The sequence below is a fragment of the Streptomyces sp. NPDC006643 genome (assembly GCF_042870175.1).
Taxonomy (GTDB): Bacteria; Actinomycetota; Actinomycetes; order Streptomycetales; family Streptomycetaceae; genus Streptomyces.
This window is the reverse complement of record NZ_JBIAHA010000022.1, coordinates 38,453-52,269: the sequence shown is the minus strand read 5'-3', so window position 1 is coordinate 52,269 and position 13,817 is coordinate 38,453. Positions and strand designations below refer to the sequence as shown.

General features: G+C 70.5%; 8 protein-coding genes. 6 read left to right on the top strand and 2 right to left on the bottom strand.

The genetic code is table 11. The features are described 5' to 3' along the window. Positions 1 to 211: 211 nt before the first annotated feature. Genes ACFYNU_RS27825 through ACFYNU_RS27810 form a run of 4 tightly spaced genes read left to right on the top strand, consistent with a single transcriptional unit; the run spans position 212 to position 5,930 of the window. A complete protein-coding gene (locus ACFYNU_RS27825) occupies positions 212 to 2,566 on the top strand; it encodes a HAMP domain-containing protein (RefSeq protein ID WP_356594820.1) in 2,355 nt (784 codons plus the stop codon). 6 nt (positions 2,567 to 2,572) lie between these two features. Beyond that, positions 2,573 to 4,321, top strand: coding sequence for a poly-gamma-glutamate synthase PgsB (gene pgsB, locus ACFYNU_RS27820; protein WP_356594818.1), 1,749 nt, complete (start codon positions 2,573 to 2,575; stop codon positions 4,319 to 4,321). Next, complete coding sequence (locus tag ACFYNU_RS27815) at positions 4,318 to 4,800, top strand: poly-gamma-glutamate biosynthesis protein PgsC/CapC (RefSeq protein WP_023540944.1); 483 nt, start codon at positions 4,318 to 4,320, stop codon at positions 4,798 to 4,800. Before pgsB ends, ACFYNU_RS27815 begins: the two co-directional genes overlap by 4 nt. 47 nt (positions 4,801 to 4,847) lie before the next feature. Continuing rightward, a complete protein-coding gene (locus tag ACFYNU_RS27810) occupies positions 4,848 to 5,930 on the top strand; it encodes a C40 family peptidase (RefSeq protein WP_031231097.1) in 1,083 nt (360 codons plus the stop codon). Between the two features lie 51 nt (positions 5,931 to 5,981). Here ACFYNU_RS27810 and ACFYNU_RS27805 read toward each other — a convergent pair whose 3' ends face one another. Further along, positions 5,982 to 7,847, bottom strand: a complete 1,866-nt coding sequence (locus tag ACFYNU_RS27805) for an MFS transporter (RefSeq protein ID WP_356594815.1) — start codon at positions 7,845 to 7,847, stop codon at positions 5,982 to 5,984. Positions 7,848 to 8,034: 187 nt separating this feature from the next. Next, on the bottom strand, positions 8,035 to 9,960 hold the full coding sequence (locus ACFYNU_RS27800) for a serine hydrolase (RefSeq protein WP_356594813.1): 1,926 nt from the start codon (positions 9,958 to 9,960) through the stop codon (positions 8,035 to 8,037). 1,761 nt (positions 9,961 to 11,721) lie between these two features. On the opposite strand from ACFYNU_RS27800, the gene ACFYNU_RS27795 reads away from it, so the two are divergent. Both ACFYNU_RS27795 and ACFYNU_RS27790 read left to right on the top strand, forming a co-directional pair. After that, the gene (locus ACFYNU_RS27795) at positions 11,722 to 12,462 is read left to right on the top strand and encodes a GPP34 family phosphoprotein (protein WP_356594811.1); all 741 of its coding nucleotides are present in this window, start codon (positions 11,722 to 11,724) and stop codon (positions 12,460 to 12,462) included. Between the two features lie 319 nt (positions 12,463 to 12,781). Next, positions 12,782 to 13,639 (top strand): helix-turn-helix transcriptional regulator, encoded by an 858-nt coding sequence (locus ACFYNU_RS27790; RefSeq protein WP_356594809.1) that lies wholly within the window; start codon positions 12,782 to 12,784, stop codon positions 13,637 to 13,639. Positions 13,640 to 13,817 lie beyond the last annotated feature (178 nt).

Genomic DNA, 13,817 nt, shown 5'->3' with positions numbered 1-13,817 from the left:
ACATACGCGGCACCGCACGTACGCCCGGCCGAATCTCCCGCGCGCGTTGACGGAATCATCCAGTCCAAACGTCGCGTAGATCACACTGGTCACTCTTCGTGCAACCTTCCCCAAGGCCTGCGAGTCGATTATTTCCGGCTGGGGCTGTTCTCCGCGCGCCCGCACGCACGCACAGAACCCGCCGATCACGAACACCCGAAGGGGAACGCTCATGGCCGCTTCGTCCGCGAAGCGACGGCACAAGGTCCGCAGGCGGGCCGACATGTCCCTCTTGGGCGGCATCCGCCCGCCCATCGCGGTTCTGTCCGCGCTGCTGCTCTCCCTCGCCGGAATCACGGCCCTCGGCTTCGGCCGGGCCGGCGAGGAGTCCGTCCCCAAGGCCGTCATGACCTCGCAGCAGCGCTTCGCCGAGGACGGCGCCGACGCGATGCGCGCCTCCATCGACGAGAGCGCGGCCGACCTCGCCAGAACCGCCGGACTGTTCAACGCGGGCGACCCGGCCCAGCCGGACGCCGTGGTCGACAAGATCGGCAGCGTCTACCAGAAGTGGGTGGGCACCGCCGTCGTCGAGATCTCCTCGGGCAAGATGCTCGCGGCGCGCGGCGAGAACGTTCCGGTCGCCGCGATCGACACCGCCAAGCTCTCCGAGAAGGACGGCCTCAGCCCCCGTATGGTGCGCCTCGCCAACGGCGAGACCCGGCTGCTCTCCTTGCAGCTGCTGTCCTGGAAGGGCCAGCCCCAGCAGCTGCTCATCGCCTCCAGCAGCCTGCGCTTCCCCGGCATCAGCCTCGGCAAGTTCCGCTCCATCGCCGTCATCGACAGCACCGGCCGCATCCTCAGCAGCGACGGCATCCCGGAGAGCGAACAGGTCGTCACCGAGTTCCAGCGCTCCGGCATCGAGCGCTCCAAGAAGCAGCTCACGGCGTTCGCCGAGGTCGCCGCCAAGCGGGCCCAGGAGCACCCCCTCAAGGCCAACGACCCCGGCGAGGGCGGCTATCTGGGCGTCAGTGGCAGCCTGCGCGGCGACACCTTCCAAGGCGACCGCGCCATCGCCGGTTACGCGGCCCTCACCGGCCCCGAACCGGGCAAGGGCACCGTCGCCACCTCACTCGGGCTGACCGTCGTCGCCATGGTCGACGTCGCCGAGGACCCGACCCGGGTCACCGACCCGCTGTTCGGGCTGCTCGCCGCCGGCGCGCTGCTGCTCATCGGCGCGCTCGCCGTCGGCGTGCTGCTCGGTACGGTGCAACGGCCGCTGCTGCGCCTCTTCCTGGAGAGCCGGCGGCTGACCCGCGACGATCTGACCCGCCCGGTCAGTGTGCCCCGCTTCGGCGAGGCCGCCCGGATCGGGCAGGCGCTGGAGCGGCTGCGCCGCCAGCTCCTCGGGGAGCGTGCGGACGCCGCCGGGCCGGCCGGCCCGAAGTCCGGCCGCCGGGGGCGGATCGGGGCCCGCGCGCTGCTCGCCGTCAGCGGCATCCTGCTGCTGGTCTGGTCCGCCCCGATGCTGCTCCTGCTCAACCGGGCCGACGCCACCGCCGTCGTACCGGAGCAGATCACCAACGACCAGCGCGAGCGCACCGACACCCTCTCCGACCGGGTGCGCCGCTCGCTCAACGAGGGCCACGCCGACCTGGTGTCCGTCGCCGGTCTGCTCGGCGAGCGCACCTCGCCCGAGGACATGACGAAGGTCCTGGACCGTACGCGTACCGACCACTCGCGCTACCGCTCGCTGTACGTACGCGCCGCCGACGGCGAGATCCTGGCGCGGTCCGGCGAGTCCCCCCGGCTGCCCGAGGACAGCAAGAGCGAGGACGGCGAGAACGGTGACAGCAAGGACGGCCGTCCGTTCGCCGACGCCATCACCGTCCTCAACGACTCCGGTACGGAACCGATCATCGCCAGCTACGCCGAACTGCCCGGACGCGACGGCAGCACGGTCATCGGCGAGTTCCGCATCGACTTCATCAACTCCCTCCTCAAGCGGCCGGGGCTCGGCGAGATCCGGGTCGTCGACGCCGACCGGAAGGTGCTCGGCGGCAACACGGGCTATCTGGCCTTCGAGGACCTGCCCTCCGCGCGGCTGGACGAACTGGCCGCCGGCACCGCCCAGAAGACCGGCATCAGCGCCCGCGCGGGCGGCATCGTCTACCGCGACGGCGGCGGCGTACAGGTCGCGGGCGCGGCCCCGTTCGTCGGCGGCGGCGCGGCCAAGTCGCTCAACTGGATGGTCGTGAGCTGGCAGCCGGCCGCCGGACTCGCCATCCCCGAGTACAGCCTCCAGAACCGCACCGTCCTCGCCGGCCTCCTCGGCATCACCGCCGCCGCCGCGTGTCTGGGCTGGCTGCACATCATCGTCGTACGGCCGCTGCGCGAGGTGGCGAAACAGGCCGAGGCACTCGCGGACGGCGACCGCCGCACCGTGCTCTACCCGCGCCACCACGACGAGGTCGGCGCCATCGCCCGCTCCCTGGAACTGCTGCGCCAGCAGGTGCTCGACCAACGCAAACGGGACGGCGCGGGAGCGACGGCCCCCGCCGCCGTACGCGCGCCCGCCGGAAGGAACTGACCGACCGTGCTCTTCCTCTACACCGTCCTGCTGGTGTGCTCCGCCATCCTGCTGGTCGCCGGCGTCGTCGAGCAGCGCCGCCACTTCACCAACCTCAACCGCATCCCCGCCCGCGTCCTGGTCAACGGCATCCGCGGCAAGTCCTCCATCACCCGCCTGTGCGCGGGCGCGCTGCGCGGCGGCGACCTGGTCACCGTCGCCAAGACCACCGGCACGGCCGCCCGCTTCATCCACCCGGACGCCACCGAGGAGCCGGTCTACCGGAAGTTCGGCATCGCCAACGTGGTGGAGCAGATCGGGATCGTACGGCGCGCCGCCGCGTACAACCCGGACGCGCTGGTCATCGAGTGCATGGCCGTCATGCCGGCCCTCCAGGAGATCAACCAGTCGAAGCTCATCCGCTCCACGATCGGCGTGCTGTGCAACGTCCGTGAGGACCATCTCGCCGAGATGGGACCGACGCTGGACGACGTCGCGCGCTCGCTGTCGCGCTCGATGCCGGAGGACGGCATCTGCGTCACGGCGGAGAAGGAGCGCTTCGACATCCTCCAGGAGGAGGCGGACGCGCGGAACTGCCAGTTGATCTACGCGGACCCCGAGACGGTCAGCGACGAGGAGCTGCGCGGCTTCAGCTGGTTCACGTTCAAGGAGAACGTGTCGATCGCGCTGAAGGTCGCCGAACTGATGGGCGTGGAGCGGGAGACGGCCCTCCAGGGCATGTACGACGCACCGCCGGACCCGGGTGTCCTGTCGGTCGAGCGCTATCTCACGCCGGACGGGAATCGGCTGCGGTTCGCGAACGTCTTCGCCGCGAACGACCCCGAGTCGACGCTGATGAACATCAACCAGCTGCTCGACCTGGGCGCCATCGCCCGCCCGCTGAACGTCGTCATCAACTGCCGTCCCGACCGTGTCGAGCGCAACGGGCAGATGGGCGAGATCGTCCCCGATCTCCAGCCGGACAAGGTGTTCGTCATCGGGCACCCGGCGAAGAGCGCGATCGACGCGATCCCGGCCGAGTGGCGCTCGCGCGCGGTGGACCTGGGCGGTGACAAGCGCGACCCGGAGGAGTTCATGCGGGAGCTGCTGGCGCAGCTCGGGCCCGACTCGTCGCTGGTCGCGATCGGCAACATCCACGGGCAGGGCGAGCTGCTGCTGGAGCACCTGGCGGAGCTGCCGGCGGACGAGACGCCGGACCCTGACCTGGACCTGGACCCGGCGGTGACCCCGGCCCCGGCTCCCTCCTCGGCCCTGACACCCGCCCCGGCTCCCTCGACGACGAAAACGCCGGCCGCGACCCCCGACCCAGACCCGGCCGGCGACCCGGTCGCCACCGCCGCCCTCCCGGTGGTCGCCGCACCGCGGCAGACGCCGCGACGGGAGATCGCCCCGGCCGCCGAACTGGTGGCCCGCCTCACCGGACAACCGCCCGCACCCGCCTCCCCTGCCTCCCCCGCGTCGCAGGACGACACCGCATCGCCCGCGTCGCAGGACGGCACCGCCGAACACCCGCGCCACGACGAGACGATGAAGCTCCAGCGCTACTCGCCCCACATCGACCCGTTCCAGCCCTATCCCCAGGCGTACGAGGAGCGCTACCAGCGCCCCGCCGCCGCCAAACCGCGCGGCCCCTTCGAGCCCGTACGCATGCCGGCCCCCGCTCGGGACAACGACGCGCCGGACAACGACGCGCCGCGGCCCCCGCGGTCCCCGCAGACTCCCCGCACTCCGCAGAATCCTGGAGAACACCGTTGATCCCCGCAGTTCTCACGCCCGAGATAGCCGCGATAGGCATCGGCCTGGGCCTGATGTTCTCCCTGATCTGCTATCTGACGACCAACCTCTCCCCCGGTGGCATGATCACCCCCGGCTGGCTGGCGCTGACCCTCGTCGAGGACCTTCAGCGCGCCGCCATGGTCGTCGGCGTGACCGTGCTGACGTACGTGACCACGCTCCTCGTCCAGCGCTTCGTGATCCTCTACGGAAAGCGGCTGTTCTCCACCGTCGTCCTCATCGGTGTGCTCCTCCAGGCGACGGTGATGTTCGTGCTGTCGCTGGAGTTCCCGCTGCTCTACGCGAACCAGACCCTCGGCTTCATCGTGCCGGGCCTCATCGCGTACCAGCTCGTCCGCCAGCCCAAGGGGGCGACCATCCTCGCCACCGGCACGGTCACGCTCATGGCGTACGTCGTCCTCACCGCCGGCATCCTGCTCGGCGCCCTGCCCACCACCTGATCCGTGATCCCGACACCGACCACTGAAGCCTCCGGAGCTGACCTCTCATGAGTGCCAAGGCCAAGAAGCGCGGCGGTCGCCGTGTGCTGCACGCGACCACCGTCATCGCGCTGCTCGCGGGCAGCGCGTATCTCACCGTCGAACTCCGCAAGGACGAGCAGGCGAAGGCACCCGCGGTCCAGGCGATAACCGACACCCCGGACCTGACGTCGGCCGGGGACGCGCGCTCCGGTGAGCAGAAGTGGGAGCGGCTGAAGAACCCCGAACGCTCGGTGCTGCGCTCCGGCAGCGGGGCCGTGCTCGCCACCTTCACCGACGGCGCGCGCACGGCGACGCTGACCGGGCCGAGCCGTACGTTCTCCGAGCCGACGAGCACCAAGTCCCGGGTGGTGACGGAGAACTGGGTGCGGCTGATGCCCGAGCCGTGGAAGAAGGACGCCGAGAAGGAGAAGTGGTTCAAGGACTGGTTCGAGGAGTTCTACGGCAGCGAGGAGGACGACCTGTTCGCGTTCGCCTTCCAGTACGTGGAGGGCGCCCCGGTCAAGGAGGACGACGAGGGCACCCCGTACGCCGGTGACGCGGACTTCGGCCCGATCAACCCCGAGGGCAGCGAGGGCGCGGACTACCGCCTCGAACAGTCGGACTTCTACGACTACCTGGGCATCCCGTACACCTTCCGTGACGGCACGACCATCCAGCCGGAGCAGAAGCGCTACCGCTCCATCGACTGCTCGGGCTTCATCAGGACGGTCTTCGGCTACCGGGGCCGGTTCCCGCTGATGGCCGACGACAAGAGCGGTGACGGCCTGCCGCGTACCGCCAACGGCATGGCCCGCTCCGAGACCGGCACGGACATCATCAAGCTGAAGGGGAGCACGCCGTTCGAGCGGCCGAAGTCGATCAGCGTGCTGCAACCCGGTGACCTGGTCTTCTTCAAGCTGGACGCGCGGACCAAGGAGCGGCTGGACCACGTCGGGATCTACATGGGCGTCGACACCGACGGCCACCAGATCTTCGTCTCCAGCCGTGAAGAGGTCAACGGCCCGACGATCGGCGACAAGGGCGGCACGTCACGCCTGGACGGCAACGGCTACTACGCGAAGACGCTGCGCAGCGCCAAGCGTCTCTGAGGCCGGCCGTCGCGAGGCGGCGGGCGGGGGTGATCCGCCCGGCCCCCGCCGTCAGCCCTCGTCGCGCAGTTCCTCCGGGCAGGGCGTGCCCGGACGGAACTGGTACGGGGCGGAGATGCGGTACGTCCCCGGGCGCGGGGCCAGCAGCTCCGTCCACTCATCGCCGTCCGCGTTCTTCTCGGCCCGGAACACACAGCCGTGGGGGTTGGTGAACTTCTTCGGACCGTCCCCCTCGTCCGCCTTGGACGCGGCCGTCTCCTCCGGGCGGTCCAGGCTCTCGCCCTTCTCGTCCACGACGGCGAGCCAGCGCGAGTACGGGATCCGGATCAGCACCCGGCCGGCGGTCTTCACCTCTATGGTCAGCTCGTTGGCCGACGCCCGCCGCACGACCGCGGGCGGATCGGCCAGCGGCATCGGGTCCTGGACCTCGTAGAGCTGCCAGTTGGCGTCGCCCCACAGGTGGTTCAGATAGGGCAGCCCGCGCTGTACGAGCTTCGCCTCCAGGTCAGCGCCGTTGTCGGGCCGCCCCTTGGGCAGCACGACGTACGAGACGGCCCAGCGGTCCAGCCAGGCGCGGTAGCTGTCGTCGGTGAGGCTGTCGTCGTAGAAGAGCGGATTGCGCTCCATGTCGGCCTGCCGGTTCCAGCCGCGCGCCAGATTGACGTACGGCGCGAGCGCGGAGGCCTCGCGGTGGCTGCTGGCCGGCACGACCTCCACCCGCCCGCGCTCGGCGCCGACCTCCTGCAACTCGTTGACCAGCGGCGCGAGTTCACGCGTCCAGGACGCGGTGGGGGCGGTGCGGATGATGTCGTCGACGCTCTTGTAGCCGATCCAGAAGTTGAACGCGACGAAGGCCAGCACCAGCGCGTACCACTTACGGGAGCGGGGCACCGCGTACGGCAGCGCGGCGAGCAGCACCACACCGCCGACGATCATCGCCAGCCGGGAGACGTTGGAACCGATCTGCGAGTCGATCACCCAGGTCAGCACCGTCCCGACACCGTAGACGGCGGCGGCGGTACGGACCGTGTGCCAGTCGCGCGGCACGAGGAAGAAGGCGACGACGGAGAAGATGACGGGCAGCGACGCGGTCCCGATCGACATCGGCTGGGTGCCGGAGAACGGAAACAGCCACGCGGAGAGCGCGACGACGGCGACCGGGGCGAGCCCGACCGCGTACGCGCCGGGGCGCCGCTTGTTGAGGAACAGCGCGGCGGCGACGACACCGAGGAACAGCCCCGCCACGGGACTCGCGGCCGTCGCGAGCCCGGCGAGGGGCGCGGCGACGACGGCCTTGGCCCACCGCTTGTAGCGCCAGCGGTGCGGCCAGCAGAAGACGGCGGCGACGGAGCCGAGCGCGAACATCGCGCCGAGACCGAAGGTCACCCGGCCGGAGAGCGCGTTGCAGAGGAAGGCGAAGACCCCGGCGAAGGAGCACGCCAGCGGATTCCGGACGGCCTTGACGCGGTAGAGGATCAGCGAGGTCAGGGCGGCCGAGACGGTCCCGGCGATCATCATCGTCGTACGGACGCCGAGCAGCGACATCAGGTAGGGCGAGACGACGCTGTACGAGACGGGGTGCATCCCGCCGTACCAGGCGAGGTTGTACGCGGAGTCCGGGTGGCGGCCGACGAACTCGGCCCAGGCGTCCTGCGCGGCGATGTCGCCGCCGCTGTTCGCGAAGAAGAAGAACCAGAGAAGGTGGACGGCGCCGGCGACCGTGCCGGTGAGCAGAACGGGGTGGCGCAGTACGCGGCTGCGCAGGTCCTTGGCGGGCTCGCCGGTGCCGGTGCCGGTGCCGGTGCCGGTGCCGGTGTCCGTGCCTGTGTCCGTGCCTGTGTCCGTACTCGTACCCGTACTCGCACTCGTACCCGTGCCGGTACTGCCGTCGGCGCGCGTCGGCTCAGCGGTGGTCACTACAACTCTCCCCGTCTCACCGTCAGCCCGGTGTGCCGGCCCCCCTGGTCCGTCCCGTCCTGGAGGAAGTAAGGACGCCGTACCCGCGTCCCGAGTTGCCTGGCTGCCCTCCGTCGGACGCTAGCACGCGGCCGGGCGCGGGGAAGACGCCGTTTCCGGCGCCTTCCCCCGCCGATGGGCGGCCGGCTCAGCCGACCCGGGTCAGCTTGTCGAGGAACGACGCCTCGGCCAGATCGCTCTGGAGGGCGACGGCCACCTCGACCTGGCTCTTGCCCTCACCCACGGTGAGCGTGCCGACGTGCGTTCCGGCGGCGGCGCTCTGCGGTACGGCCTTGGCGCCCTCCGTCAGTTCGAGCTTGACGGTCAGACCCGACCAGCCGACGGCCTTCACGTCCTCGACGGCGACGAGCGGCACGGTCGTCCCCAGCCCGTTGTCGACCTCGCCGACGACCTGGCCCTTCTTCACTATCGTGGCGCCGTCCAGCTCGTCCTGCGTGGCGCGCATGACTTCCTTGCTCGCCGCGTTGACGGTGTCGATGATCGGCGCCTTGTGCTGGCCGAGGATCGCGCCCACGATCAGCTGGTCCGTGTCGCCGACCATCTTGTGCGCGGCGAAGAGGAGATTGCCGCCCGCCTTGGTGGTGGAACCGGTCTTGATGCCGAGCGCGCCGTCGTACGGGACGAGGGTGTTGTAGTTCCGCCAGGTCTTGCCCGACGGGTCCGTCCACTCGGGGAGCTTGGTGATGTCCATCAGCGCCTGGATCTCCACCAGCTTCTGGCCGAGCTTCACCTGGTCCTCGGCGGAGCTGACCGTCGTGGCGTCGAGGCCGGACGGGTCGGTGTACTTGGTGTTCTTCATGCCCAGCTCTTCGGCGGTGTCGTTCATCTTCTTGACGAACTCCTCCTCGGAGCCGTTCGCATCCCAACGGGCCAGCAGGCGGGCGATGTTGTTCGCGGACGGGATCATGAGCGCGGCCAGCGCGTCGTGCAGGGTGAGCTTGTCGCCCTCCTTCACGGTGTTGAGCGTCGACTCGCCCTGCGCGTCGAGCCCGCCGTCCTCCTCGGCCTTGGCGTCGACCGTGATGCTCGGGCCCTTGGCGCCGGGCTTCAGGGACCTGTCCTTGAGGACGACGTACGCCGTCATCGCCTTGGCCACGCTGCCGATCGGCACGGCCTTCTGCTCACCGAACGAGTCGACGGTGCCGAGCCCGGTCGCCGCCATGTAGCCCTGCCCCTCGCCGGGCCAGGGCAGCGCGGGCTTGTCGCCCTCGAAGGTGTACGCGGAGTTCGCCGTGAGGTTCAACGACGGCGCCGGGAGCGGACGCACGGCCTGTACGACCGCAAAGATGATCAGCACGAGGACCAGCAGCGGCGTCCAGATCTTGACCCGCCTGACGACGGTCCGCGTCGGGGTCTCGGGCGGCGCCGGCTTGTTGGTCAACTCGGCCAGCAGATCAAGCGGCGGCAACGGCGGCATGGGCTGCTGCCGCGTCCGCTCGGCCTCAACGACGGGCCCCCCGGCAGGCTTCGCGGGCACCCGCACCTCGTCGGCCCGCAGAGGCACGAACTTACTGGTCCGCTCCGCGGGAACCTCGGGCGCCTGGGGCGGCAGCTTGAGCATGGCGGTGGGCTGATCAACGGGCTTGCCACCGCCTGGGGCGGAGTCGCTGCCCGGCGCGGTGTCGGGCTTGGCCGGAGCGAGGTCGCCGTCCGGCGCGGTACCGGGCTTGACCGGAGCGAGGTCGCCATCCGGCGCGGTGCCGGGCTTGGCCGGAGCGGAGTCGGTCCGCAAGGCCCTGAAGACGGCGGTCTTCCGGTCAACGCCGGGCTCCTCACCGTCCGCCCCGGACTCGGGTGCGGCGTCGGCCGGGCCGGCCACGGGCTTCTGCCCGGACGCACCCCCCGGCGCAGCCGGATCAGCGTCGCCCTTCGGCGCGCTCGCCGAGCGGGCCGGGGCGCCTTCCGCCTGCGGCTTCAACGCCTTGAAGACGGCGGTCTTCCGGTCAACGCCCGGCTCCTCTGCCGTGGCACCCGGCTGCGCCGGGGTCTCACGATCAGCACCGGCCGACAGCCCACCCTCCGGCTCGGCGGAGCCGGACGGAGACTTGGACACGGCATCAGCCACCGGCTCCGACCCGACGCCGGACGCCGTACGGGCCTCCGGCCCGTCGGGCCCGGGCGCGGACTTGGGCGCGGCGTCAGCCGGCGCCTCCGACCCGGCAGCAGGCGCGAACTTGGACGGGGCGTCCGACGCAGGCTCAGACCCTGTACGGGTCCCCGGCCCGTCGGAGGCGGGCGCGGACTCCGGTGTGGCGTCAGCCACGTCCTTCGGCGCGCTCGCCGAGCCGGTCGGGGTGTTCTCCCCCTGCGGCTTCAACGCCCTGAAAACGGCCGTCTTCCGATCAACGCCCGGCTCGTCCACCGTGGCACCCGCCCCGGACGAAACGTCCGGCTGCGCCGGGGCAGACGCCGTCCCGGCGTCCTCACGGCCGACATCGACCGAATCACCCACGGCAGACCCGACTTCCGAACCGGCAGAGCCGGACGCGGACTTGGACGCGGCGCTAGCCGACGCCTCCGGCTCGGCGGCAGGCGCGGACTTGGACGCGGCGTCCGACGCAAGCTCGGACCCTGTACGGCCCTCCGGCCCGTCGGAGCCAGGTACTGACTCGGGAGTGGCGTCAGCCGAGTCGGACACGGGCTTCTGCCCGGACGCACCCCCCGGCGCAGCCGGGTCAGCCTCGTCCTTCGGCGCGCTCGCCGAGGCGCCCTCCCCCTGCGGCTTCAACGCCTTGAAGACGGCCGTCTTCCGATCAACGCCCGGCTCGTCGGCCACGGCATCCGGCTGCGCCGGGGCCTCACGATCAGCACCGGCCGACAGCCCGCCCTCCGGCTCAGCGGAGCCGGACGCAGACTTGGGCGCGGCACCAGCCACCGGCTCCGACCCGGCGTCGGACCCCGTACGGGCCCCCGGCCCGTCGGAGGCGGGCGCAGACTTGGGCGCGGCATCGGCCACCGGCTCCGACCCGGCGTCGGACCCCGTACCAGCCTCCGGTCCGGCAGCCGGCTCCGACGCGGCCGAGCCGGGGGCGCCCCCCGGCGCGCTCGCCGAGTCGGCCGGGGCGTCATCGTCCACCGGCCCGGCAGTCGGCTTCGGCGCGTCCGCAGACGTCGGCTGTGGGTTCGCCGGTGCGAACGTGGCGTCGGACTTTGGTTCGGTCGTGGATTCCAGTTCGGGCTCGCGTTCGCGCTCCGGCCTCGGCGCCGTCGGTCCTTCGGTGGCGTCCGGCTCGGGCGTCGAAGCACCCTCAGCAGCCTTCACAGGCGTCTCAGCCGCCTCAGGAGCCCCAGAGCCACCCGCGGCCCCCCGGACCGTGAGAACGGCCGTCGAGCCATCGACAGCGGCGTTCGGCGAGTTCGCCGACTTCGCAGACTTCGCAGACTTCGCGGAACCGTTCCGCGAACGCGGTGCGTCCTCCGTGGTGTCGGACTTGTCCGCGTCGGCCCGTTCCGCCTCCCCGGCAGCGCCGGCGCCGGCTTCGGCCGAAGCACGGAAAACCGCGAACCTCGGGTCCTGTTCCGATCCGTCCCGAGGCGACCTGGACGCCGCCTCCCCCGACGACTTCCGCTGCTCCGACTTGCCGGGGGACTCGCCCGCCACCGTGCCTCCTCATGCGATGTACGGCCCTCGCGGCGCTCGCGCGCCCCACCGCCGCACTCTCCGAACCGATTATCAGTGTCCTGTGTGAAACCACAGCTCATGTGCCAGACGAGAACGACATACATAACGGTTCCCGTACAAAGCGGCCAGGCACTCTCGACAGACCAATGTGAGAGGGGTCACCCTGTCATTCATCCACGCGGGGAGGCATGGATGGGCAGGAGCCGCAGAACAATTCCGGAGGAGCTTCTGTTGCTCGCTCTGGACCCGGCCACGGGTACCACAGCGCAGCCGCAGTCGCTCGACCTCGGCCTGGCCGGAGCACAGCTAGTAGAGCTGGCTCTGGCAGGACGGATAGCCCCTGATGGGGATCGTATCGCCGTGGTGATGCCACGGCCGACCGGAGATCCGACTCTGGACTCCGCGCTGGAACTGCTGCGCCGACGTGGCAGTCCGGTTCGCGCAGTTCACTGGATCGGCGGGCCCCGACTGGGGCTCCGCCAGATTTACCTCTCGCATCTGGAGCGGTGCGGCATGGTTCATGCCGTGGCGGGCCAGATGTGCGGAGTGCTGCCGACGACTCGCTACCAGGCGACGGAGACGGCGATCAGCCGCGACATCAGGTCACGGCTGGACAGTGCGATCCGCACCGGTGTACCGCCGGACCCGCGGACCGCGGCGCTCGCCGCACTGGCCCACGCGGTCGGTCTGGGCAAGCACCTGTACCCCGGTAACGAGGGGCGCTCGTCGCGCTCCCGGCTCCGGGACCTGATCAGACACGACCCGATGGGCGGTCTCGTGGCGCATGCCGTGATGGACGTCCAGAACGGTGTGGCCGCACAGCCGCGCCGTAATCCCGCACCGGGAGCACCGGGCGCACCGGGAGGCCGACCGCCGGCCGTACCGATGCAGCCGCAGCGCGCGGGCGGTATGGCCCGCGTCGCGGCGCACTGAGAGGCAAGGCAGAGCACGGCAGAAAGCACGGCACAGAGCAAGGCACGGACACGAACGCACGCGGGTGTCGCCAATCCGCCGCGCCGACGTCCCCAGAGACCCGGTTCGGGAGCCGCAAGAGACGCGCGGGGTCAGCCGTACAACCGGCTGCCCCGCGCGTCGCGCGCCCGCATACAGGCTCCGGCGGCGCCGTGTCCACTCACCGCCCGTGCTTTTCTCTCTGTGGCTGTTTTCCAGCGCAGTTGGGGCCATCGGTGGCAGTCTGCTGAGACGTAGACACACAGAGCTACGCAATAACTCAGCAGGAGGTGCCGTTTCCGTGGCGTCCAGTGTCAATCCCACCGTCAGGCGACGCCGGCTGGGCCAGGAGTTGCGCCGGCTCCGCGAGCTCAAGGGCATGACGGCCGAGGAGGTGGCGGAGCGCCTGCTGGTCTCCCAGTCGAAGATCAGCCGTCTTGAGAACGGTCGCCGTTCCATCAGCCAGCGCGATGTCCGTGACCTCTGCGGTGTGTACGAGGTCGAGGACAACCGCATCGTCGAGTCGCTGATGCAAATGGCCAAGGACTCACGGCAGCAGGGCTGGTGGCACGCGTTCGGCGACATCCCGTACAGCGTCTACATCGGCCTGGAGACGGACGCGGCCTCACTGCGCGTGTACGAGCCGCAGGTGGTGCCGGGTCTGCTCCAGACCCGGGGCTACGCGGAGGCGCTGATCACCGGCGCGCTCCCGGAGACCTCGCCGACGGACGTCGAGAAGCGCGTGAGCGTACGGGTACGCCGCCAGGAGCGGGTCAACGCGCCCGAGCAGCCGCTGCGGCTGTGGGCCGTGATCGACGAGTCGGCGCTGCGCCGCGTGGTCGGCGGCAGGCAGTTGATGCGTGAGCAGCTGGAGTTCCTGGTCGAACTGTCGCAGCTGCCTCATGTCACGGTGCAGGTACTGCCCTTCGAGATGGGCGCCCATCCGGGCATCAGCGGGCATTACGCGATCCTCGAATTCCCGGACGCCACGGATTCGAGCGTGGTCTACATCGAGGGCGTCACGAGTGATCTTTATCTGGAGAAGGCGAACGACGTCCAGAAGTACAGCGTGATGTACGAACACCTTCGCGCGCAGGCGCTGAATGCGGACCAGACCCGCGAGTTCATCTCGGACATCGCCAAGGGATACGCCCGCTAAGGGAGTTCACACGGAGTGGGCGGAAGAGCGGCGCGGCAGAATACACCCGGTGGACTCGGAGCGTAAGAGTCCACCGGGATATCTCATCCGGTCGAGTGAACGTCCGCCCCACGCGCCGACCGTGGCTAGTAGCGTCGATCATGCCAGCAAGACGTTGGCGTATTGACACCACTTGCTG

Excerpts from the sequence above, each read along its gene's own strand:
- ACFYNU_RS27825 (WP_356594820.1), top strand. The coding sequence starts at position 212 with ATGGCCGCTTCGTCCGCGAAGCGACGGCACAAGGTCCGCAGGCGGGCC.
- ACFYNU_RS27795 (WP_356594811.1), top strand. The coding sequence starts at position 11,722 with ATGGGCAGGAGCCGCAGAACAATTCCGGAGGAGCTTCTGTTGCTCGCT.
- ACFYNU_RS27810 (WP_031231097.1), top strand. The coding sequence starts at position 4,848 with ATGAGTGCCAAGGCCAAGAAGCGCGGCGGTCGCCGTGTGCTGCACGCG.